Annotated in this window: 19 protein-coding genes, 3 tRNA genes and 1 riboswitch; of the genes, 6 read left to right on the top strand and 16 right to left on the bottom strand. The window is 42.0% G+C overall.

Features of this window, described 5'->3' with window-relative positions; all coding sequences use genetic code 11:
• Nucleotides 1–487: 487 nt before the first annotated feature.
• From NVS78_RS04910 to NVS78_RS04880, 7 genes are all read right to left on the bottom strand, one after another.
• Nucleotides 488–561 (bottom strand) — tRNA-Pro (locus tag NVS78_RS04910).
• Between the two features lie 100 nt (nucleotides 562–661).
• Nucleotides 662–752 (bottom strand) — tRNA-Ser (locus tag NVS78_RS04905).
• Between the two features lie 90 nt (nucleotides 753–842).
• A complete protein-coding gene (locus NVS78_RS04900) occupies nucleotides 843–1,304 on the bottom strand; it encodes a hypothetical protein (RefSeq protein ID WP_286358164.1) in 462 nt (153 codons plus the stop codon).
• Between the two features lie 12 nt (nucleotides 1,305–1,316).
• Nucleotides 1,317–1,712, bottom strand: a complete 396-nt coding sequence (locus NVS78_RS04895) for a hypothetical protein (protein WP_286358163.1) — start codon at nucleotides 1,710–1,712, stop codon at nucleotides 1,317–1,319.
• 21 nt (nucleotides 1,713–1,733) lie between these two features.
• Nucleotides 1,734–2,297 (bottom strand): RNA polymerase sigma factor, encoded by a 564-nt coding sequence (locus tag NVS78_RS04890; protein ID WP_059026470.1) that lies wholly within the window; start codon nucleotides 2,295–2,297, stop codon nucleotides 1,734–1,736.
• A 76-nt stretch (nucleotides 2,298–2,373) separates the two neighbouring features.
• Nucleotides 2,374–3,378, bottom strand: a complete 1,005-nt coding sequence (locus NVS78_RS04885) for a glycosyltransferase family 2 protein (RefSeq protein ID WP_286358464.1) — start codon at nucleotides 3,376–3,378, stop codon at nucleotides 2,374–2,376.
• A gap of 37 nt (nucleotides 3,379–3,415) precedes the next feature.
• Nucleotides 3,416–4,324, bottom strand: a complete 909-nt coding sequence (locus NVS78_RS04880; RefSeq protein ID WP_286358162.1) for a lysophospholipid acyltransferase family protein — start codon at nucleotides 4,322–4,324, stop codon at nucleotides 3,416–3,418.
• A gap of 212 nt (nucleotides 4,325–4,536) precedes the next feature.
• On the opposite strand from NVS78_RS04880, the gene NVS78_RS04875 reads away from it, so the two are divergent.
• From NVS78_RS04875 to tpx, 4 genes are all read left to right on the top strand, one after another.
• Entirely contained in the window at nucleotides 4,537–6,396 is a 1,860-nt protein-coding gene (locus NVS78_RS04875) for a DUF349 domain-containing protein (protein WP_286358161.1), read from the top strand.
• 182 nt (nucleotides 6,397–6,578) lie between these two features.
• Nucleotides 6,579–8,174, top strand: a complete 1,596-nt coding sequence (gene pyrG / locus NVS78_RS04870) for a CTP synthase (protein ID WP_286358160.1) — start codon at nucleotides 6,579–6,581, stop codon at nucleotides 8,172–8,174.
• 55 nt (nucleotides 8,175–8,229) lie between these two features.
• On the top strand, nucleotides 8,230–10,074 hold the full coding sequence (gene yidC, locus NVS78_RS04865; RefSeq protein WP_286358159.1) for a membrane protein insertase YidC: 1,845 nt from the start codon (nucleotides 8,230–8,232) through the stop codon (nucleotides 10,072–10,074).
• Nucleotides 10,075–10,211: 137 nt separating this feature from the next.
• Complete coding sequence (gene tpx, locus NVS78_RS04860) at nucleotides 10,212–10,721, top strand: thiol peroxidase (protein WP_286358158.1); 510 nt, start codon at nucleotides 10,212–10,214, stop codon at nucleotides 10,719–10,721.
• Between the two features lie 79 nt (nucleotides 10,722–10,800).
• Here tpx and ribH read toward each other — a convergent pair whose 3' ends face one another.
• The 9 genes from ribH to NVS78_RS04815 all read right to left on the bottom strand — a co-directional run bounded on the left by ribH (nucleotide 10,801) and on the right by NVS78_RS04815 (nucleotide 22,120).
• Entirely contained in the window at nucleotides 10,801–11,262 is a 462-nt protein-coding gene (gene ribH / locus NVS78_RS04855; protein WP_041504155.1) for a 6,7-dimethyl-8-ribityllumazine synthase, read from the bottom strand.
• Between the two features lie 15 nt (nucleotides 11,263–11,277).
• On the bottom strand, nucleotides 11,278–12,540 hold the full coding sequence (locus tag NVS78_RS04850; RefSeq protein ID WP_286358157.1) for a bifunctional 3,4-dihydroxy-2-butanone-4-phosphate synthase/GTP cyclohydrolase II: 1,263 nt from the start codon (nucleotides 12,538–12,540) through the stop codon (nucleotides 11,278–11,280).
• Nucleotides 12,541–12,567: 27 nt separating this feature from the next.
• On the bottom strand, nucleotides 12,568–13,218 hold the full coding sequence (gene ribE / locus NVS78_RS04845; RefSeq protein ID WP_286358156.1) for a riboflavin synthase: 651 nt from the start codon (nucleotides 13,216–13,218) through the stop codon (nucleotides 12,568–12,570).
• Nucleotides 13,219–13,271: 53 nt separating this feature from the next.
• A complete protein-coding gene (gene ribD / locus NVS78_RS04840) occupies nucleotides 13,272–14,387 on the bottom strand; it encodes a bifunctional diaminohydroxyphosphoribosylaminopyrimidine deaminase/5-amino-6-(5-phosphoribosylamino)uracil reductase RibD (protein ID WP_286358155.1) in 1,116 nt (371 codons plus the stop codon).
• 69 nt (nucleotides 14,388–14,456) lie between these two features.
• Nucleotides 14,457–14,578: riboswitch (FMN riboswitch) on the bottom strand.
• A gap of 54 nt (nucleotides 14,579–14,632) precedes the next feature.
• Nucleotides 14,633–16,444: a DUF3810 domain-containing protein gene (locus NVS78_RS04835; protein ID WP_286358154.1), complete on the bottom strand. Its 1,812-nt coding sequence runs from the start codon at nucleotides 16,442–16,444 to the stop codon at nucleotides 14,633–14,635.
• 6 nt (nucleotides 16,445–16,450) lie between these two features.
• Nucleotides 16,451–17,191, bottom strand: coding sequence for a DUF169 domain-containing protein (locus NVS78_RS04830; protein ID WP_286358153.1), 741 nt, complete (start codon nucleotides 17,189–17,191; stop codon nucleotides 16,451–16,453).
• Nucleotides 17,192–17,502: 311 nt separating this feature from the next.
• The gene (locus tag NVS78_RS04825) at nucleotides 17,503–19,539 is read right to left on the bottom strand and encodes a M13 family metallopeptidase (RefSeq protein WP_286358152.1); all 2,037 of its coding nucleotides are present in this window, start codon (nucleotides 19,537–19,539) and stop codon (nucleotides 17,503–17,505) included.
• Nucleotides 19,540–19,688: 149 nt separating this feature from the next.
• A complete protein-coding gene (locus NVS78_RS04820; RefSeq protein ID WP_286358151.1) occupies nucleotides 19,689–20,006 on the bottom strand; it encodes a YggL family protein in 318 nt (105 codons plus the stop codon).
• A 17-nt stretch (nucleotides 20,007–20,023) separates the two neighbouring features.
• Nucleotides 20,024–22,120 carry an alpha-L-fucosidase gene (locus tag NVS78_RS04815; protein WP_286358150.1) on the bottom strand — a complete coding sequence of 699 codons (2,097 nt, stop codon included), beginning with the start codon at nucleotides 22,118–22,120 and terminating at the stop codon, nucleotides 20,024–20,026.
• Nucleotides 22,121–22,515: 395 nt separating this feature from the next.
• Here NVS78_RS04815 and NVS78_RS04810 point away from each other — a divergent pair.
• Together NVS78_RS04810 and NVS78_RS04805 are read left to right on the top strand one after the other, a co-directional pair.
• Nucleotides 22,516–22,589: transfer RNA gene (locus NVS78_RS04810), tRNA-Asn, on the top strand.
• A gap of 157 nt (nucleotides 22,590–22,746) precedes the next feature.
• The gene (locus tag NVS78_RS04805) at nucleotides 22,747–24,072 is read left to right on the top strand and encodes a TolC family protein (protein ID WP_286358149.1); all 1,326 of its coding nucleotides are present in this window, start codon (nucleotides 22,747–22,749) and stop codon (nucleotides 24,070–24,072) included.
• Nucleotides 24,073–24,079: the final 7 nt, after the last annotated feature.

The following is a 24,079-nucleotide window of genomic DNA, read 5'->3' as shown; positions in this document are numbered from 1 at the left end:
AACACGCCCCTTGAGATATAATATTTGTAATTAAAGAGTTAGATAACATTATTAATCAATGCCTCACAATACTAATTGTCAACCCACACGTCAACCATAGAAAAAAACAAAAGCATTTTAAGTAAGTGTAAAGCGGTGATAGCTCAGTCGAAGCAAGGGAAAGCGCAGCTTTTCATTGCCGAAGAGAGTCACAGCCTTCCAAGCTGGGGGTCGCGGGTTTGAGTCCCGTTTTCCGCTCTACAAAAAAGCACTTACTTTTGTAAGTGCTTTTTATTTTTAGAACAGTTCGTACCTTAACATCTATTTAAAACGTTTCTCTTCCGGCTCCCCCAACGTACATTTTTCCGAAACTATCGATCCTCTCCCCCCTATAACGTACTTTCCAAGTATGACCGCATTGCCGGCATTTGTAATTATAAAGCATACGTTTGGTATTTTCAACTAAAAAAGCAGCCACATCCACATGTAACTGCCTGTTTTTCAACTGTCGGGGTGACAGGATTCGAACCTGCGACCCTCTGCTCCCAAAGCAGATGCGCTACCGGACTGCGCTACGCCCCGAATCAATTTTGGGTAGCCCCTAAATAAAATCCTCTGAGGATTGTCCCCTGACCTTCCCGGATAGAAATCTTAATTACTTAAGATTCGATTTCAAAATCAGTGGCGGAGAGAGGGGGATTCGAACCCCCGGTACAGTAATCCCGTACGACAGTTTAGCAAACTGTTGGTTTCAGCCACTCACCCATCTCTCCATTTGCGGAGACAAAAGTAGCGTTTTTTACCGTTCCCGCAAGTTTTTACGGGATTTTTTTATATATTTTTCGGTTCAATCGCTAAATATTTCACTTCAAAGTCGTTTTTTCCGGTTTATCCCCCGGACATTTTCCCAACTTTTTCCACAACTGACGATGGAATTTCCGCTCTGCTTCCATCATTAACCACAATTTACGGGCAGATAGCTCTTTTACGATTTTTTGATAATAGTCCCTTTTAAGACTTTGCATTCGCTCTTCCGCTTTCAAGATCGTTTCAATATTGGTTTGTGCCTCTTTTTCCGTTATATCCTCGGAAAACTTCGTTGCCAAATCACGAATGACATTTCCCGCTTCTCGAATTTTCTTTTGCATCTCGTTATACAAAGGCCAAAACTTAACGGCCTCTTCCGGAGTCAGGTTCATCTCTTGCGTAAAAAAAGCCACTTTCTGAGCCTCGAATTCCTTCCTTTTCTCCTCACTTAGCTTTCCTTGCGCAAAAAGAGAGAACGCAATTCCCAACATTCCTATAATCAAACCTATTTTTTTCATAAAACATTCTCTTTAGTTACTCAATCTGATACCGTCAAAAAAATATTTACCCATATCCACCTCTTGTGCCAAATATTCTATAATTTCTTCCTGGGTCGGATTAAAGTCTTCGTCCAATTCTGTTTCGTGCAAACTGCTTTCATCGGTCTTTACAATGCTGTTTCCCTCCTTCAGCAACCTTTTATTTTCATCCACAAAATGAGGAAAAATCCATTGGACAACGAAAATGGCAAACAGGAATGTTGCCGTCAACCCTAAGTAAGGTTTTACCATCTGTATATAACTCGCTTTCACCGGACGTTTCTCTTCCTCCACCCGATCCATGATCCGGGATTCCAACGAATCGAAGTATCCCTCCGGAACCGCAAAAGGATTCTTTTTCTTATATTTATCATTCAAATCATCCATGATCGTTCATTTTAAGTCGTTTCAATATTCAAATTCCTGCAATGTATCTGAAATTTTCAGACTCTCTTCTATTTTCTTTACCGCCATATGGTAGGTCGCTTTCAACGTCCCGACAGCAACATTTAAAATCTCTGCCATGTCTTCATACTTCATATCATCATAATATTTCATATTAAAGATCAGACGCTGGCGTTCCGACAACCTTAAAACGGCTTTCTGCAATTCCCGTTGTATATCATCTCCGTCAAAATAAGGATCGCTTTCCAACCGATTTTCCAGCATTACTGTTATCTCTTCGGAATTCCCGTAAGGTTTTCTTCGTTTTTCATTTAAAAAATTAATCGCTTCATTGGTAGCCACCTTATACATCCATGTAAATAATTTAGCTTCGTAACGAAATTCCTCAATCCCTTTCCAGATTTTCACAAAAACATTTTGCAAAATATCATTGCTATCCTCATGGCTGATCACGATTTTTCGGATATGCCAATACAGTCTTTCCCCGTACTCTTTTATCAGCATCCGAAATGCCTGATCCTCTCCACGCTCGGAATGGAACAATTCTATTATCTCTTCATCACTCATTAATCTACACTATATTATCTATATGCTTTTTTATTTGAGACAACAGATACCTTCGAAGGTTTATTATATCTCCCGATTATTTTAACCTCAAATCCGAAAATTTCTTTTTCCCGAACAAGAAGTAGTCTATCACGATACTTTTCCCGTATACGCCTTTACAAACTACATTTTTTCCTTCCGGAACATATTTCGATTTTAGTCCATAGTAAGCGATATAAGCCCGATACACCGACCGGGCATTGGCAAATTCTCCTTTTAATAAAAAAAGAAAAGCAGCTAATAGATCGAACAGAAAACGAACGGTAAAAACCTTTAATCTATGCCCGCTTCCCAGATTCTTATACAGCATTAATAAATTATTGCGGTAATTCAGGAACAATTTCCGGGGATGATTCATAGGTAAGGACCCTCCGCCTAAATGAAAAACGACAGAATCTGGAATCACTTTCAACTGATATCCTTTGTTTTTCAAACGCCAGCAAAGATCGATCTCTTCCATATGGGCAAAGAACGTTTCGTCCAATCCGCCTGCATCCAAATACTCTTGCCGCCGAATACACAAAGCGGCACCCGAGGCCCAAAAAACCTCCATCGCCTTATCGTATTGTCCGGTATCAGCTTCTACACTATCTAATATACGGCCCCGACAAAACGGAAACCCTAACCAATCGATAAAACCGCCACAAGCCCCGGCATATTCAAACCGATCTTTTTGGCGATAGGAACGAATTTTCGGTTGAACACCGACAACATTCGGTTCTTTATCCAACACGTCAATCAAAGGCTCTAACCATCCTTCTGTAACCGCCACGTCACTATTCAATAGAACGACGTATTCCGACTCCACCTTTTCGATGACCCGGTTATATCCCCCAGCGAAACCATAATTACGATCCAACAAAATCCGTTTCACCCGAGGGAACTCCCGTTTCAGTAACTCCACGGAGGCGTCGGTCGAACAATTATCCGCGACGATGACCTCTCCCAGCGCCAAGTCGGTATTACGAATAACGGAAGGAAGAAATTCCCGCAATAATTTTTCCCCGTTCCAGTTCAATATGATAACAGCGACCTTATACATCCGGCATGTTTTAAAATTCATTGATCTTCATCTGTCATTAACGCATCTGTCCCGAATCCTGCTTGTCTTCTCCTGCACCTTCAGGTCTCGCATGCTTCCATCTCTTATGCGACCAAAGCCAATACTCAGGTGTTTCCCGAATAAAAGATTCCAACAAACGAGTATGCATCTCGGTCAATTCTCCGGGAGCCAAATTGGCCGGATGACTACACAAATCGACAAAATCGACCTCGTAATATCCCCGTTTAATCTTCCTCATATGCACGGAAACAACCGGAAAATCATACTTTCGGGCAATCTTTTCCGTCCCTAATAAAATAGGAGTATCTTGATTTAAAAAGTTCATCCAAAAATTCAAATTACGTCGATTAGGTGTCTGATCACCTATAAAACCAGCCAAAAACAGACGCTTCTCCGAACGATAACGATTAATTACCCGCAAAACTTCCTCTCTGGGAATCGGCTTGGCTCCAAAATGAGAACGGATCCGAAGGGTCATTTTGTTCATTACCCGATCATGAATCGGTTTGTACAAAGGTAAAAAATCGACGCCATCACTCCATAAACTATACGAGGACATCCACTCCCAATTTCCGTAATGTCCCAAAACACCGATAACACTACGACCTTCCTGAAAATACCTCCGAGGAATAGAGGTATGACGAAATACACAGCGTTTCCGGATCGTTTTTTCCGACATATGCCATAATTTATACAACTCTATGGACAGATCCGACAAGTGTCTATAAAATTTACGTTCTATCTGCCTGATCTCTTTTTCGGTTTTCTCCGGAAAAGAACGACAAAGGTTTTTTCTGACCACGGAACGCCTGTAATGAAAAACATAATAAAGCAATCCGTAGTTCATATCCGCTATCAGATACAAAATAGGAAAAGGTAAAAAACTCACGATCCAAAGGACACCATACAGGATATATGAAAACATGGCTGCATTTTATTACTTGCCAAAGATAAATCCTTTCGACATGAATTCCAAAAAAGAATTTATTACGCATCCCTATTTCGGGAATACCTTATCCAACATTCAAATCTTACCCTATTTTTAAACTTCTCACGTTCAATTTTCAATTATTAATTGTGATTCTCAGAATTAATAATTATTTTCGTGAGTTGAATGCGTTAAAAACACGAATAGATATGGAGCAAGATAACTTACAACAATCCGAGGAATTAAACGTTAACGATAACGTATCCTCGGAAACTTCGAACATCGAAACAGAAAACGAGGTTTCAGTTCAGGGGCAACCCGCACCGATAGAGAAAATCACCGTAAAGGAACCTCCGGTATGGGATTTTTCCAGTTTTAACACCGAAGAGATCATTTCCCATGCCAAAGAACTGATCACGAACTTTCCCGTATACCAATTGAAAGTTTTAGAAACTCTTCCCCAGATATTCGAAACGCAATACGAAAAAGAGCAAGAAAAAGCTCGGAATGAATTTGTTCAGGCAGGACATCCCGTTGAAGAATTCGATTACACGAATGACTCTAAAGAACGTTTTTATGGCGTATACCGACAATATCGGGAAAAGAAAACGGCATACTACAAAAAAACGGAAGAGGAGAAAGAGGAGAATTTGAAAATCAAGCTTCAAATCATTGAAGAATTAAAGGAATTGGTCCAGAAAGAAGAGTCATTGAATAAAACGTTTCAAGAATTCAGATCTTTACAGGAAAAATGGAGAAACACGGGAATGGTTCCTCAAGCCAGTGTAAATGACTTATTGGAGACCTATCATCTGCACGTGGAGAATTTCTACAACTACATAAAAATCAACAAAGAGCTCAGGGATCTGGATCTCAAAAAGAACTTAGACAGCAAGATCAATTTATGCGAACAAGCAGAGAAGCTGCTCGAAGAGAATAATATAGGAAACGCATTCAAACAATTACAACAGCTCCACCAGCAATGGAAGGAAATAGGTCCCGTCCCCAATGATCAAAAAGAGACCATCTGGGATCGTTTCAAAGAGGCTACCAATAAAATAAACGATGCCTATCACAACTTCTTCGAGTCTTTAAAGAAAGAGCAGGAAAACAACCTGAAGATCAAAGAGGAAATATGTATCAAGGCTGAAAATATTTCAACGGGGGAATACAATAATTTATCCTCTTGGAACGATGCGACGAAAGCAATTCTCGAATTACAAGAAGAGTGGAGGCATTCGGGAACCATTCCTCAAAAAGAGAGAAACAAAATCTATAAACGTTTCAGAACAGCCTGTGATGCCTTTTTTGAAAAGAAACGCAAATTTTATCAACAGACCCAGGAAATTCAACAGAAGAATCTGGAATTAAAAATCGCTCTATGCGAAAAAGTCGAAGCTATCCAGAACAGCACGGAATGGAGGACTACAACCGATAAAATCATTGCTTATCAACGGGAATGGAAAAAAATAGGTCCCGCACCCAAGAAATACTCGAACAAGGTATGGAATCGTTTCAGAACAGCCTGCGACTTTTTCTTCAACAATAAAAATGCTCATTTAAAGAATTTAGACTCCGACCAGCAAAAAAATCTGGAGATGAAAAAAGCGTTGATAGAAGAAGTTCGCAATTTCACGTTAAGTGACAATAACGAAGAAAATATCGAAACCCTTAAAAATTTCCAGGCCCGTTGGGTAGAGATCGGCTTCGTTCCCATAAAAGAGAAGGATGCCATACAGGCTGAATTCAGAAATTTGCTGAATTCCCATTTTGATCAACTTGATATTAATGAATTTGATAAAAACCTGGAGAAATTCAAGTCGAAAGTCAATACGTTCGACAACAGCGAAGATAAAGACACTAAAATCATCCAGGAAAGAGAAAAATTGGTGAACAAGATTAAACAGCTCGAAACGGATCTGCATGTTTGGGAAAACAACATCGGTTTCTTCTCCAAATCAAGCAACTCGGATTCATTAATTAAAGAATTTTCGAATAAAATAGAAGCTACCCGTCATAAGTTATCCCTGATGTACGAGAAACTGAAAGTAATAGACAGCATGATCTGACATGCACGCAAATGATATAGAGGCGCCGTAAAAAGCGCCTCTTTTTATGCGATACATTATATTTTTTCTTACTTTTGCGTCTAAGTTTTAATTTGCCGGGGAGATTTTTGTTTCGTCCTGTGTAACAATGATTTTCGGTATTTGTAATAAAGAATAAAAATAATTATAAAACTATACATATCGTGTCAACAAAATATGTTTTCGTTACGGGAGGAGTGGCCTCCTCTTTAGGAAAAGGTATTATTGCTTCTTCTTTAGCAAAGCTTTTGCAAGCGAGAGGTTATAAGGTGGCGAATCAAAAACTCGATCCGTACATTAATATCGATCCGGGTACTCTTAACCCATATGAACACGGGGAATGTTATGTAACAAACGATGGAGCCGAAACGGACCTCGATCTGGGACATTACGAGCGTTTCACCAACTGTCCGACCTCGCAAGCCAATAACATAACCACCGGAAGAATATATCAAAATGTTATTAATAAAGAGCGTCGGGGGGATTATTTAGGGAAAACGGTCCAAATCATTCCTCATATTACGGATGAGATCAAGCGTAATATCAAATTGCTGGGAGCAGAAGGTGATTACGACGTAGTTATTACCGAAATCGGAGGAACGGTAGGAGACATCGAATCTCTCCCGTTTATCGAGGCCGTTCGCCAACTTCGTTGGGAATTAGGAGAAAAATCCGTTTTCATTCACCTGACATTAGTTCCTTATTTAACGGCATCCGGCGAATTAAAGACCAAACCGACTCAGCACTCCGTAAAATCGTTATTGGAAATAGGGGTACAACCCGATATCTTAGTATTACGCACGGAACACGAGTTAAGTAGCGATCTCAGGAGAAAAGTAGCTCTTTTCTGTAACGTAGACCCGAAAGCCGTCATTCAATCCATAGATGTAGATACGATATACGAGGTGCCCATTAAAATGAGAGACGAAAAATTAGATGAAATCGTATTATCTCAACTGGGATTACCACTGAAACACGAACCGGATCTCGAATCTTGGGAGCGTTTTCTATATAAGTTCAAAAACTACAATCACCAGATTACCGTCGCCTTGGTAGGAAAATACGTTGAACTGCACGATGCCTACAAATCTATCGTGGAATCTTTTATACACGCGGGAGCAGTCAATGACTGTAAAGTCAACGTAAAATGGGTACATAGTGAAAATCTAACCAAAGAAAATATAGAAGAGACCATGAAAGGGGTAGACGGCATTCTGGTCGCTCCCGGTTTCGGCAACAGGGGTATTACAGGAAAATTAATAGCCATAGAATATGCCCGGACCAACGATATCCCGTTCTTCGGCATATGTCTGGGAATGCAAATGGCAGTCATAGAATACGCCCGTAATGTTCTCCATTTGGAAGGAGCAGACTCTGTCGAAATGTCTCCCAAAACTAAATACCCCGTAATCGACCTGATGGAATCTCAAAAAGAGATTACGAACAAAGGAGGAACCATGCGTTTAGGAGCTTACAAATGCGTATTGAAAGAAAACTCGAAAGCATTTGAGGCATATGGAGTGAAAGAGATAGAAGAGAGACATAGGCACCGGTACGAATTCAACGGACAATTTACCGAACAGTTCGAAAAAGCCGGCATGATCACCACAGGTATAAACCCGGAAACAGGACTAACGGAGATCATCGAGATTCCGTTCCTGAAATGGTTCGTGGGAACTCAATTCCATCCGGAATACAAGAGTACGGTAACCAATCCCCATCCTCTATTCGTCGCATTCATTAAAGCTTGTTTATCTTAATATAAATAACCTGGAAATATCAATTTGAAATCGAAATTAAAATTAAAATCACCCTATGGATAAAAATTCAATCTCAGGTTTAATTATCATTGCCTTAATATTAGTTGGGTATTCCTATTTTATGAGCCCGTCAAAAGAGGAGTTACGGGAAATGCATGTCCGGGATTCCATTGCAAGGGTTGAAGCTCAAAGGTTAGCAGCTATTGAAAAACAGCAAAAAGAAGACTTCGCTCTTTCCCGGCAGGACAGCAGTTCAAAAACCGAAACTCCATTTTCTTTATTCAAACAGGATTCTCTGACTCCGGAAGAATTCACCCTGGAAAATAATAAAATCAAACTCCACATCGACAGTAAAGGAGGACGAATCACTTACGTCGATTTAAAAGGATATCGTACACACGATTCTTTACCTCTGGTCTTGTGGCAGGCACAAACCAGCTCGTTGGGTCTAAATTTCTATATAAAAAATCATCAGATCAACACGGAAGAGCTGATCTTTATTCCCGACACGGATCAAAAGAAATTGGTTGCCGACCGGCAAGAACAAGTATTAAGCATGAGGGCTTACATCGACGATAACAAATACCTCGAATTTGTTTACAAATTAGCCCCGGATACCTACATGGTGAATTTCAGCATCAACACGCACAACTTAAATGAGGTTATCGCACAAAATACGTCATTTCTGACCTTATACTGGGGTGTTGATATGCCTCAATTAGAAAAAAGTAAAGATTTCGAGAACAGATATACGGGAGTTTATTACAATTTCTCCGACGACGACGTGGAACACCTTTCTCCCTCGAGTGACGAAAAAACGGAATTACCGACCAAGATCAAATGGGTCGCTTACAAGCAACAGTTCTTTTCATCGGTACTTATTGCTGACGATGCATTCGCTAACGTAATGTTATCCTCCAACATCAACAACACACCTGGATACCTTAAAACAGCTTACGCGGAGATTCCTCTCCCTTATTCCGGCAAGGCTATCGAAGCATACGACATGCGTTTCTTCTTCGGACCCAACTCTTATCCTATTTTAAGAGAATACGGAAAAGAGATCGACTTACCCGAATTAGTAGACTTGGGCTGGAAATGGATCGCTTGGTTCAACCGTTACGTGGTTATTCCTATTTTCAACTTTTTAGAAACACACGTAACCCTCAATTACGGATTAATTATCTTTTTACTGACTCTTATTATCAAATTGGTTCTTTTCCCGTTGACCTATAAATCCTATATGTCACAAGCCAAGATGAGGGTATTGAAACCTCAAATCGACGAGATCAATAAAAAGATTCCGGCAGACAAGGCTATGGAACGGCAACAGGCCATGATGAAATTATATAAACGGGCGGGAGTGAATCCTATGGGAGGATGTTTACCCATGTTATTACAAATGCCTATTTTGATCGCTCTTTTCTACTTTTTCCCCGGCGCAATCGAATTGAGACAAAAAAGCTTTTTGTGGGCTACGGACTTAGCTTCCTATGATTCCATCGCGACATTACCCTTTACCATCCCCTTCTACGGGAATCATGTCAGCTTGTTTTGTTTACTGATGACTGTCACAAACATCATCTACATGATCATGAATCAAAAAAATCAGCCCCAAAACGATCAGATGAAAGGTATGCAGGTGATGATGTACATTATGCCCGTTATGTTCCTTTTCATCTTTAACAGCTACTCCTCCGGATTGAGTTACTATTATTTCATTGCGACCTTGATCACCATTGTTCAAACGTGGGTTATCCGCAAATTCGTCAATGACGAAAAGCTTTTAAAACAAATCGAAACGGCCAAAGCAAAACCTGTGAAAAAATCCAGGTTCCAACAAAAATTAGAAGAAATGCAACGGCAGCAAGAACAACGCATGAGGCAAAACAAAAAATAAAAGATTACAGTACCCTTTTAAAAAGAGGCTTTCTATGCTAAAAAGTTGTTTCTGTTATCAGGAACAACTTTTTTTGTAGAAAATAGTAAAAAACGTTAACCCCCTAACCTATCTTATCGTATGTCTACAAAAAAGATATGAAAAGAATAGCAGTTACAATGAAAGGAAAACCAATTACTTTAATCGGCAAAACAACCCGAAAAGGAGAAGAAGCATTGAGGTTTTACGGAATGGGACGCCAATTGGAAACCATTAGTTTAGAAGATTTCAAAAACAAAAACGTCCTTATTACCTCTTTCCTGTCGGTTGATATTCCTGCTTGTGCTGCTCAGTTACATCGATTGGATAACATAGCGAAAAGTTTAGGCAAAGATCTCATGATAGTAGCGATCTCCTGCGATCTCCCGTATGCACTGGAACGCTTTTGTGAAATAGAAGGAATCCGTAATATCACCATGATATCCGATTACAGAGACATTGATTTCGGCTTGAAATACGGTTTTCTCATTGACGAATTACGTTTACTTACCCAGGGGATCGTTATCATTAGTAAAGACAGGAAAATAAAATACGTTGAATACGTTCCGGAGGTCACACAGGAACTCTCTTACGACAAACTGTTGGCAGTCCTTGAATCTTTAGAGTGACGATTCACTTCCCTCATGAACAATAGGGTTTAAAACGATCTCTCTTTTCAAACCCTATTGTTTTAAAATTTTCGATAGCTTATAGTTGCTTTAATAAATTGATCATTTCAATAGCTGTTGTCATAGCTTCAAAACCTTTATTTCCCGCTTTCGTCCCGGCCCGTTCAACGGCTTGTTCTATCGAGTCTGTCGTTAAAACTCCGAAAATAACAGGTACTCCCGTTTGAAGTCCCACGTTAGCAATACCTTTGGTCGCTTCATTGGCGACCATATCAAAATGCGGCGTAGCTCCGCGTATGACGGCTCCAATGCATACAACGGCATCGTACCGGTGAGTTTCAGCCATTTTTTTAGCTACTAACGGAATCTCAAACGCCCCGGGAACCCAAGCCAAATCGATATTCTTCTCATCACCGCCATGACGATTAAAAGCATCAATCGCACCACCGAGCAATTTACTGGTGATAAACTCATTAAAACGTCCGGCCACGATACCGATACGTTGTCCTTCTGCCAATAATTTTCCTTCCAATAAGTTCATTGTCTCTATTTTTTATTATTTATTTACTTCGTTTTCCTTTTCCTGTATCAATTTCTCTACCTCTTCACGTCCGCGGACATGAAGTATATGTCCCATCTTCTTGTACTTCGTGTACATGTAAAATTCATTTTTCTCGTTACAAGTCATCTCAATAGGCTCGCGTCCGACGATCTCAATACCATATCCTTTCAGTCCGCTAATTTTCTGCGGGTTATTGGTCATTAATATCATTTTTTTCACACCTAAATCGGCTAAAATCTCCGCACCTGTACCATACTCCCGTAAATCGGCCTTGAAACCGAGCGCCAGATTTGCCTCTACCGTATCCATTCCCTCATCCTGCAGATGGTAGGCTCTCAATTTATTGATCAAACCTATACCCCTTCCTTCTTGTCGCATGTATAACAAAATTCCGCGCCCATTCTCGGCTATTCTTCTCATAGCTTCCGCCAACTGATCTCCACAATCACAACGCAGAGAACCGAAAACGTCTCCCGTCAAACACTCCGAATGTACTCGGCACAACACGGGTTCGCCATCCGTCACGTCTCCTTTAACCAAGGCGACATGATGTTCTCCATTGATTTTATTCACGTAACCGTACGCCTTAAAGTAACCGTATTTTGTGGGCATTTCCGCTTCCGTTACCCGTTCTACCAAAATTTCAGTCTGGCGGCGATAGGTAATCAAATCCGATACCGTAATCATCCTCATATCATGCCTGCGGGCAAATTCTTTTAATTCGGGAGTCCGCATCATCGTCCCGTCTTCCCGCATAATCTCGCAACACAATCCACACTCTTTCAACCCGGCGATACGCATCAGATCGACTGTCGCTTCCGTGTGTCCCATACGTTCCAACACTCCTCCGGGTTTTGCCTCCAAAGGGAACATATGGCCGGGACGACGGAAATCAGTCGGTTTCGCCCCCTCCTCCACACATTTCATCGCCGTCACGGAACGCTCCAAAGCGGAAATTCCCGTTGTTGTAGAAACATGATCTATCGAAACAGTGAAAGCCGTACAGTGATTGTCCGTGTTCGTAGCCACCATCTGCTCTAACCCCAGCTTGGTCGTTAACTCACGACTCATCGGCATACATATCAGTCCCTTGGCATAGGAAGCCATAAAATTTACATTCTCCAACGTAGCATGTTCAGCCGCACATATCAAATCCCCTTCGTTTTCCCGATCGGGATCATCAACAGCAATAATCATCTTTCCGGCTCTCAGGTCTGCGACAGCCTCTTCAATCGTACTAAATTCAAATTCTTTCATATCTTTATCTGTAAATAAACTACACCTTTAAAAACCATTAGCCAACAAAAAGTCCAATGTCAATCCCGGTTTCCTTTCATCCGAGGGAGAGATCGGCTTTAACAATTTCTCAATATATTTCGCAACAATATCATTTTCTAAATTAACGACCTCGCCTATTGCCTTTTGGACCAAAGTAGTCTCATGCTGCGTATGAGGAATGATCGACACTTGAAAACGGTCTTCAGACACACCGGCAACCGTCAAGCTGATCCCGTCTATCGTTATCGAACCTTTATCCACGACATATCGCAACAAAGCCGCGGAAGCCTCTATCGTTATCCAGATCGCATTCTCATCCTTCTCCCGGTTTACAATCTTTCCGGTGCCGTCTATGTGTCCGGATACAATATGCCCTCCCAAACGACCATTCGCGCATAATGCCCGCTCCAGATTTACCCGGTCTCCGGCCCGTAAACTCCCCAGATTACTCCTCGTAACGGTCTCCGGCATAACATCTGCAAAAAAACGATCTCCCTTTATGGCAGCCACTGTCAAACAAACTCCGTTCGTAGCGATGCTATCCCCGATCTTTACATCCTCCAATATCTTCCGTGCCTCCACCTCGAGCACGACGCTACGATCTCCTCTTTTCATTCCTTTTATCGTGCCTATTTCTTCTATAATTCCAGTAAACATAGCAGTTTCAATTTATATTTAGCACCTAAGGTGCATCATAACCACCTTTACAATTATCTTATTTTCCCGTTTATTCTCAATTTCAAAAGTACATCCTGCCCCACATGCAGCATATCGGTTAGCTTCAAATCGATCGCATCGGCCATCTTGGGAAATCCCTCTCCCTCGACCCCTGTTTTGGCATTCATTCCTCCTATCATTTTCGGAGCGATAAAAGCATAAACCTCATCTACAAGTCCCTCGTCTAAAAAAGAAAAATTCAACGAACCGCCTCCTTCCAGCAGGACAGAGTCAATACCCGATTTTCCCAATTTTCTACATAAATCCCCTATCCGTATCAATCCTTTCTCTTCGTTACACAACAAAGTCTCCACACCACACTCTCTCAATTGCCGCAATCGCTCTTCCTTTGCAAATCGGGTATGAGCTACGACAGTCCGATAAATCGTTGCCGTTCGTACAATCCTACTACTCAACGGAATACGGGCATTACTATCCACGATAATCCGGATGGGTTGCCGCACCTCCCGGTCGACGATCCGGCAATTTAACATGGGGTCATCCGCCAAAACCGTACCGATACCTACCACAACAGCCATCAGGCAAGCCCGCATCTCCTGCACTTTCGCCCGGGATTCCTCCCCCGTGATCCACTTTGAATCTCCTGTATAGGTAGCAATTTTCCCGTCTAAAGTCGATGCCGTCTTCAAAACGACCCAAGGCATTCCTGTTTCAATATATTTCAAAAATATCCGGTTCTGTTCCCGAATACGCTCTTCCTCCACACCACAAACGACCTCGATACCGGCTTCTCGGAGAAGCGCTATTCCCTTTCCCGCAACCAAAGGATTGGGATCGGCAATGCCCACAACAACTTTGGCAATCTTATGTTCTATAATCGCTTCCGTGCAAGGAGGAGTTTTCCCGTAATGACAACAGGGTTCAAGTGTTACATACATCGTTGCTCCTGTCGTGTCTTCTTCGGCGGCATGCAGTGCATTTCGTTCGGCATGCCACTGTCCGAATCGCTCATGCCATCCTTCTCCTATCACTTTTCCGTTTTTTACAATGACAGCACCTACCAACGGGTTCGGGTTCACAAATCCGCATCCTCGATCCGCAAGCTCAATGGCCCGCCCCATATAAATCAAATCCTCTTTTCCCATCATACAAAAGCCCCGAATATCGTATATTCGGGGCACATATCATTATTATATAATTTATTACAATCCTAATTTACATTCCTTCTATCATCCGGACTTTAACCGTCGGTTTTGGAATCGCACCAAATCAGTCTCCTAAAGGAGAGTCGCGGACTTTTACCGCCGGTAGGGAATTGCACCCTGCCCCGAAGAAACATTTACTTTACAAAAGTACAGATTATTCAGAAAAATAACAAACTTACCGGATGTAATTAATGATTTTTTTCTGCAATTTCAACAACACCCAAATTATCCCTCTCCTCCTGCCTCAATCGTTTATAGTATTGCCAGCAGCCTAAAATCTGCTCGACCTTCACCAATGATCCCGGCCATACAATAAACTCGCTTACTCCATAACGACCGGCAGAACGATTCCAATCATACGTATATCCCATCTGTGTCCAGGGATAAGGAGGGTTACCCGTATAGGAACGAAGCCTATTTTGCTCGAACAATTCCCTGTAATTTTTATCGGCACGAATCGTATAATCCAGAGAAGCCACGGTATCGTCAATCTCTGGATCCCGGGAAGGTCGGCGAAGTCCCTCCTTTTTTACCCAAAAGAAAACCAGCATATCGTACGAACGGGTCGGTGGCAACCCCAAAAGTTGAAGCATTCGCATCCGAACCTCCAAAGAATCTTTCAGTAACCGAGCCCCCATTCTCTGCTTCAATTCAAAAGGCAATACGACCCAGCTAACATGAGACGAGGTCTTAAATTCATCCCCCTCGGGCCAGTACTTCAATTCGTTCTTCCCCATCATAGATACGACCAGTAACATCTGATTCGTATCCAGATCCCGCCATTGAATCCGAGAGTCGCCCTGTTTTCTTATAATAGGAATCAAACCGTTCCACAATTTTGTAGAATCGACAATCCGGGCATCCTCAACTGCTTTCAAATACTCCTTCTCTAACCTTTTCAGATCCGTATATCCGGTTTCCCGGATTCGATATTGCTCGTAAGAGATTAATAATCCTATGACTTCCGAATAATTCTTTACCCCGCTTCGAACTCGATTTCCCTTTAAAAAAAGATTATACAGATATTGCTGCGCATTTCCGATCCAGGCACTATACCGAAAACGCCAATAAGCACTCTCCTCTTTGTATAAAGCGACAATACCGGGATTCAATTGCTTTACCACTTTTTTAAATTCTGATTCCGGCAATAGACTCCGGGCATTCTGCATCACATAACCCAATAGAGAGAAATACCCGCTAAAACGTACTACCGGGGAAGATGAACGTATACAGATCATATAAGCATATAAATTTGCTTCCGCTTCGCTCGCGATCCCCAATCGATGGGCCAATTCATGAGCATAACACGAAGGGTATTGTATAAAAGGCAATTCGGTATTCAGGTTAAATTCAGAGAAAAAAGGTCCCATATACCCCAGAATCGACATCTTTGACATGGAACGGCTAAACAACATCGGTTTAGGTAGCATTTCCTCTCGAGGAGAAAGTAACCCGAAGCAAGAATCTACCTCGCTATAACCCTTCTTTATCTCTGCCGCCACCTCTTGCAATTCTATCGCCGGATAAAAAAGAGTCACCGTATCTCCGGCCGATTCATACGCCGCATTCAAACCCGTCAGGTAGTCTTCCAAAAACTGTTGAAAATTCTCAGGCTTATAACGCACTTGCTCTACCCCCGATCGAGCATAAAAATCCTCACGAAAATAATTCATTCCCCATGCCATATAAAACCACACGTATATCCACCCCGCCCCCTCAAGTAAGTGCACAAACATAAGTTTTACAGACTTGCGTTTCCACAAACCGTATACCGCATAACCGACCCCTCCCGAAACAATCAGCAAAATAAAAAGATCCCCCAAAGAAAACGGGACGAATGAAGAAAAGAAAGAGAAAAAAGCCGAAACAACAGGATATAAATGAAGAGCATACCACTCCCCCCAAGAAGGATTTCCGCGTACTAATCCGATTCCGGCAATAAGTAAAACCAACACGGACCATCTAATAATCCGTTTTTTTTTCACACTTTTTCTTATCATACGATATTAAATACGCCGCTGTATTTTCGTCCAAGTATCCGTAATCAAAAAACTCTCATCCATCTGATCGATCATCTCCATAAACTTGTTCATCGGAATAGCTAACGAGAGCAAATCGGCATCCATACATTTTCGAGCCGAAGGGTCAAACATTCCGATCACCGCCCGTTTACGCCCCTCTATCTGTTCCCGATACGGGTGGTATATCATGGAAGCACACCCGGCTCCGAAAGGAGCAATAACAGCATCTGACACCGTACTATCAAAGTTTACCCAGGTAAAAAGCCCCGAAATCACATCCGGCTTACCCATAAAAACAACGACTTCCGGACGATCTTCCTCTTCCAATCGATCCCATCGCTTAAACACTATAAAATCTCCTTCTCGAGGAAGCAAGGGTAATTCTTTCATGATTGCCTCGACTTGCCCCGGAGTACGCTTGTAGCGCTCTCCATATTCCCCCTCCTCTCCATGGGATAAAAAATAATTAAACCGTTCATTTACAACCTCCGTATATCCCAAATAATGTTTTCCCCCGCCACAGCCGATAGAAGACTCCGAGAAACAGAGCGATTCTCCCCGACGGACTTTCAACAACTGGGCAATGATACACGTGTGTCCTTTTGCCTCCCGCACTAAGGGTATCCGGCAATCATCCTTCGAATAATAAAAAGTAATCGGTAACTCCGCGTCATTAAAAAAACGACGCCAAAGAGCTATAAATCGGTCTCGCTTAACAACATCCATAGGTCAATTTCTACTCCATTTTTCCGAAAGTTACAGATTATTTCGATTAAAGCAATAGCACGGGTGAAATGATTTTGAGATTAAAAGATTAAAGGGATTGACGATTGTAGATTGTAAATTGTAGATTGTAAATTAAAAAACTACGTCCAATTTAAAATTTACAATAGAAAGATTGACGATTGTAGGATTAAAATTGAATCACTAAATCACAGAATCACTAAATCACTAAATCCTATTGATCCGCAATTTACAGTAAAAAGGGCTATCCTCGAAATCGACGGACAGCCCTTTTATGACAATACAACTCTTTTTTACCAAATAGAAGCCCGTTTTTCTACCGGAAGGAACAAAGGATCTCCCTCTTTCACATTAAAAGCCTCGTACCAGGCCGAGATATGAGGAAGAGCCCCATTCACTCTCCAACGTCCCAGAGAATGAGGATCAGACTTTGTCTGCAAACGGACCTGCTCGTCGCGGATATTACCCGCCCAAACATTTGCGTAAGACAGGAAGAAACGTTGCGCCGGAGTGAAACCATATGCATCTACTCCAAGAGGGTTGGTTTTCATCGCTTTTTGTAAAGCCGCATAGGCCACTTGTAGCCCTCCGTGATCGGCAATATTTTCTCCTAACGTCAATTTCCCGTTACCTTTCAAATCGGGTAATACTTGGATACGATCGAAATAATCCACTAAAACCTGAGCACGCTCTTCAAAGTTTTTAGCATCCTCTTCCGTCCACCAATCTTTTAGATTTCCATCTTTATCAAATTGACGCCCCTGATCATCAAACCCGTGCGTCATTTCATGACCGATAACCACACCGATAGCTCCATAATTGCAGGCATCGTCAGCATTCATGTCAAAGAAAGGATATTGAAGAATCCCGGCTGGAAAGCATATCTCATTCGTCGTCGGATTATAATAGGCATTTACCGTTTGAGGGGTCATATGCCATTCGTCCTTGTCGACCGGTTTTCCGGCTTTCGCAAGCAGGTAATCGTAATCAAAATTATTGGAACGTACAATATTATCCCAATAGGAATCATTCTTAATCTCCAAACCGGAATAATCCCTCCACTTGTCGGGATAACCGACTTTCACGTATATAGTAGATAATTTTTCCAAGGCCTTCGTTTTTGTTTCATCACTCATCCATGACAGATTTTGAATCCGTTCTCCTAAAGCACTTTGCAAATTGGAAATCAACTTCAACATACGTTCTTTAGCCTCTGCCGGAAAATATTTCTCCACGTACATTTGTCCCACGGCTTCTCCCAGTACGCCATTGACCGCACTTACCGCACTCTTCCAACGAGGTTGCATCTCTTTTTTACCGGAAAGCGTCTTCCCGTAAAATTCAAAGTTCTGGGCCACAAAATCGTCACTCAAATAAGCTGCCGCCGCATCAATCACCTTCCATTCCAAATAAGACTTCAATACATTCATATCCATCTCGTTCATCAGATCGGCACTCTCCCTAACCGCAGCCATCTGCGCCACATTCAGCTCCTGCACCTCCTTCGGTCCCAATGTCGAGAAATAAAGATCCCATTGAATACCGGGAACCTCTCTTTTCAAATCCGCTAACGACATCTTATTATAATTGGCATGCGGATCGCGCAATTCGACAGCACTCTTGGCACTCTCGGCCAAGCGCGTTTCCACGATCATAACGTTGGAAGCCGCCTTATTCGCCTCCGATGCAGAAAAACCGGCTAACTGAAACATCTTGGCAACGTGCTGCCGATACTTTTCCCGTGTCTCTTTCGTGTGATCGTCATCATCCAAATAATACTCGCGTTCTCCCAAACTGATACCGCTTTGATACAGGATAATCAAATTCATGGCACTGTTCATATCGTCGGAACCCACGTAAAGCCCGAAAAAGGGATCAAAACCGTTACGACGCATTTCGGCAATCGTTTTCGATAACTCTCCCCTGTCCTTAATAGCAGCGATTCTTTCCAATTCGGCTTTAATCGGTTTCATTCCGTCTGCATTCCGCCGCGTACTATCCATCGCCATATTGTATAAATCACCTATCTTTTGGGCTATACTTCCGGGAGCAGATTTCTGTACAGCCAACTCTTCAATCAAACCTTTTATCTGCTGCCTGTTATTCTCCGCCAAAAGGTCAAAAGAACCGAATCTGGCGTATTCATCGGTCAAAGGATGATTTTTCATCCAGCCGCCACATGCATACTGATAAAAATCAGCATTAGGCGTTGCTGCCGTATCAAGATTGGCGATAACGATACCTCCTTTTTGTACGGTCTCTTTTTTACTATTGCAACCCGTAATCATCAATGCTAAAGCAATAAAAGATAAATAACATTTTGTTCTCATACGTAATATATCAATTCTTTAAAATAACTCGCTCCCGTCGAACTCTATTTGCGCGAAGACCGGCAAAATTAATATTTTACCCCTTACATAAAACGGAAATAGAAAATATCTTTTTCAAACGAACACGAATCTGTCTTTTACTTCTATGTTTATGCCCATCCATACCAGGCGTCCCTCAGTTCACCTATCGTAAAGCCGTAAATATCGGAGCTTTTAGCCTCCAACCAACTCTTTACCGCATGGTATTCCTCCAAGGTAACACTACCTTTTTCCCTCGTAACAAATCCGCCGCAGACTTCCGCATTCCAACCGCCGCTCATTTCCAGATGATGGCTGCGCAACAATTCGATGAACTCCTTCAAAAAAGTTTCCGCATCTTCTCCCTTCTCTTTAAATTTTATCTCAAACGAAAATCCTAACTCTTGAAATTCTGCTTTATGCAATTTTTTCCGCAATCTCTTTTTCATCTCTTTATCATTACAATTTAATCCATGCTGACCCATACATCCTGTAATCCCATATCGCAATTCCGGTTTTCCGGTTTAAGCAACCTGAGTTCACAGGAGTGCACCTCCCTTGGCAACAGGGGAACCGGCTTCAACCGAAGCTGATAAACTATTTGAGGAACATCCGGATTAACTCCATATTCCATGGTCTCCCCACTACGATTATAATACCTCACGATTAACTGATTATCACCCTTATCCAAAGGCAACATCACGATTTCCCGCTCCTTGAATTTATCCCCCACAGAAATTTGTTTACGAAGCGTTTTTCCATTTAACACGACCTGTAATCCTTCCGGGTTAGACAATTCAACTAAAATCGACTGAGCAGTATCGCTCTCAATCGAACACAACAAATAAAGAGATTGTTTCGGAGTCATCGCGACAACATAATGAGTACCGAAACCGAAACGAGGTCTTTTTTTCCAAATCACCCCATTCTCTTCCCGGGCAGGATCAACACGATGATTTTCTCCCAAACAAAAACTCCCGAAACGATCATCGGAAATTTTGGTTTGATAAACGGATTCCCAGCGTACCGAACCCGGCTGAACCTGTAAATGTTTTACCTCTCCTCCTTGCAAAAGGAGCTCTTGCTCTATATTGTCGATCGTTAATTTTATCGTCTTATATCGATCGTTATCGGTATAAACGACAACCGGTTCCGCGTATGGTTTATCAAACAGAAATCCCCATGACCTTCCGACAATACATCTGAAACTGGAATAATAATCCATGCTGGAATACCCGTACGCGGGAACGGCATTCGAGGCGCTTAAGCGCTCCGAAGGGACTATACGGACAGGAAGAACCTGAAACGGTTCCGCAAATGCGATTTCGGCCACAATCATATGCCGGTCGGGATATACCGTCTCCGGAATATAAAGAGTTATGTCATTCCCGTGCTGATCCAATCGCAACGGATCTTCCCTTCCGACAAGAACAGCCCTTGCGGCCTCTCCCTGAATTCCGGACAAACGAATCAAACGATCGTCCGGCATTCGTTCGATGAATAAATAGAGCCTATTCCCTTTCATCGTCATATCTCCCCACTCTCCGGCATGTTCAAAAGGATTGGCTCGCGTATTGTAAACAGCTCTACCGTATCTATTCAACCATCTTCCCATCTTCAACAAAGCATCCCGCTCGTACTCCACGATAGAGCCATCCCCCCGGGGACCGATATTTAACAAATAATTTCCTCCCCGGCTGACCACTTTTACCAATCCGAGTAACTTTTCATTTACCTTTTGCTCCAGATCTCCCCTCTCCTGCCAGGAACGGTATCCCCATGTTTCCGGAAAAAAAGATGCAGGAGTTTGCCATGGAATCCCGATTTTATAATCCGGATACTGATTATCTCCCATCACGCAGAAATCGCCTTGATTATTTCCCAAACGCCCGCTAACCATACATTCCGGTTGTAAACGGTTGACCAAATCATATAACTCCTTACTCTGTTCCGACGTCAAGGATCCCATATCGAACCAAAGCTCCGAGACGGGGCCGTAGTTGGTCAAAATCTCTTCCACTTGCTTCATATTGAAAGCATGATGCTCCGGTGAAACCGGATCCGCGTTATGCGAAGTTATTTTCGTACCGGGAAAATGCCAATCTATCAATGAATAATACACACCGAACTTTATCCCGAATTTCCTACAAGCTTCAGACAACTCCTTCATGACATCCCGCTTGAAAGGAGTGGCATCTACCACGTTATAGTCCGTATAATTCGAATGATACATGCAAAATCCGTCATGATGCTTCGAAGTAAAAATAACAGACTTCATCCCGGCCAACCGGGCTAACCGCACAACAGCCTCCGCATCCCATTTTTCAGGATTAAAACGGGCGGCGACAGCTTCGTATTCATCCGCCGGAATAGAGGCGAAAGATTGAATTTGCTCGCTATATCCGGTCATGATCGGCTTCTCCTTCCACACGCCTCCCAGTTCAGAATACAATCCCCAGTGAATAAACATGGAAAATTTCTGATTCAACCATTCAGGATTCGGCTTCTCTTGCGCACAAACAACCTGAAAACCAAACAATAACAGCAACAAACATCTATACATAATCCCCCAAATATTTACAACATTTTTAGGCATATAAATATACAGGATATAAATCGATTGTACAAATTATTTTTATTGACCTCCATTTGCATGCCAATAGAGACAAAGCATAGAATCTTCCCGATTTTTCCTGTCTATGCAATTTAAATCGCAAATTTACCTCATTCCGAGGCTTTTCTTATCTCCCCGATCGCCTTTTCCAACGGTAAGCGCATGTATAAACGGTACACCCAGGTATCTGTTCCGCCCATATCCTACTTTGAGATTTTCAGCGCGCCGTAATCCAATGAATGGATTTATCCATCCTCGTTCAATAATAGTTTTTCAAGAAAAACTTTCATTTTTATTTGGTATAATTCGAACTAACTTCTATATTTGCATCGCTTTTGAAAAATTCCTTAGTAGCTCAGTTGGTTAGAGCGGCGGACTGTTAATCCGTAGGTCGTAGGTTCAAGTCCTACCTGAGGAGCTCCCAAGCCTTACAGTTCTGCTGTAAGGCTTTTTTATTTCGTCGACAAATAACGTCTGATGGTCGACAAAACCGTCCCATCGGTCTAATTCAGTTGTTTCGTTTCCCGGACATACCTAAATTCGTCTCAGAAATAAACAATTAAGGTATGAACAACATGAATTACATACGATTATTTATCACTTTTTTCATAGTCATTTCATCTTCGGCCGGCTTTACCCAAAAAAAGCCGGCCCTCTGGACCCTCCGGGAATGCATTGACTATGCTAGAAAAAATAATATTCAGGTGCAATCATCCCGCATCAACAATCAAACAGGAGTTGTCAACCTGTTAGAGTCCAAAGCCCAATTATTCCCGTCATTGGTTTTTTCCAGCACACAAGGTTGGTCTCATCAAAAAACACAAGACACCGATAATAAATTCAATTCCCGAAGTGCTTATACCGGAAGCTATTCATTAAATGCCGGTATGACCCTGTATAACGGAAGTAAACTGACTCGTTCCGTAAAAAAACAAAAGATTTCGGTAGAAGCATTGGAATATGAAACTTCCGTTGTCGAAAACGATATTGAAATCTCCGTAACCGAAGGTTATTTACAGATTCTATACGCCAACGAGGCTCTCAAAACCAACAGACAGACACTCGAAACGTCCAAGGCACAGTTAGACAGAGCCGAGGAATTATACAAGGCTGGCTCTATCGCTGTCAGCGACCGCTCTCAGATCAAGGCTCAATACAGCAACGATCAATACCAAGTCACGTTAGCGGAAAACACGTTAGCATTAGCGAAATTACAATTAAAACAATTACTGGAATTAGAATTGGATGAATCTTTTGAAATCCATTTTCCGGAGCTGTCCGATGCCGATGTGCTTACACTCGTTCCCTCTTTGAAAGAGGTGTACGAAACGGCTTTGAAAGTTATGCCGGAGATGAAAAGCAGCAAATTAAACGTTGATGCGGCTCTTCTGGATGAAAAGATCGCGGCGGCAGACCGCCTGCCCAGCATCACGTTTAATGCTTCGGTGGGAACCGACCACGATTCCGACTCGGATTACTCTTTCAGGAAACAGCTGAATAACCGGTTAAATGAAAATATCGGAATCAACATCAGCATTCCGATTGCGCAAAACCGACAGGTAAAATCAGCAGTAGAAAAAGCAAAACTCCAAACAGAAACGGCCCAGTTAGAGGAGATGAATACCCGTAAAACACTACTGAAAACCATCGAAACTTTATACCAAAATGCTATTTCGGCACAAAGCCGGTACATAGCGGCAACGAATAGCGTAAAATCAGCTTCTGAAAGTTACCGTCTGGTACAAGCACAATTCGATGCAGGAATGAAAAATACCGTTGAATTATTAACGGAAAAAAATAATTTTTTATCAGCAATACAAGAACAGATACAGGCTAAATACGATGCGATATTATCCATCAAATTACTGAATTTCTACCAAAATCAACCGATTGAATTATAACGTAAAA

Source organism: Gabonibacter chumensis (genome assembly GCF_024741215.1).
GTDB classification, from domain to species: domain Bacteria; phylum Bacteroidota; class Bacteroidia; order Bacteroidales; family Marinifilaceae; genus Gabonibacter; species Gabonibacter massiliensis.
Note: the sequence above shows the minus strand (reverse complement) of the source record. Positions and strands in the feature narration are given on the sequence as shown.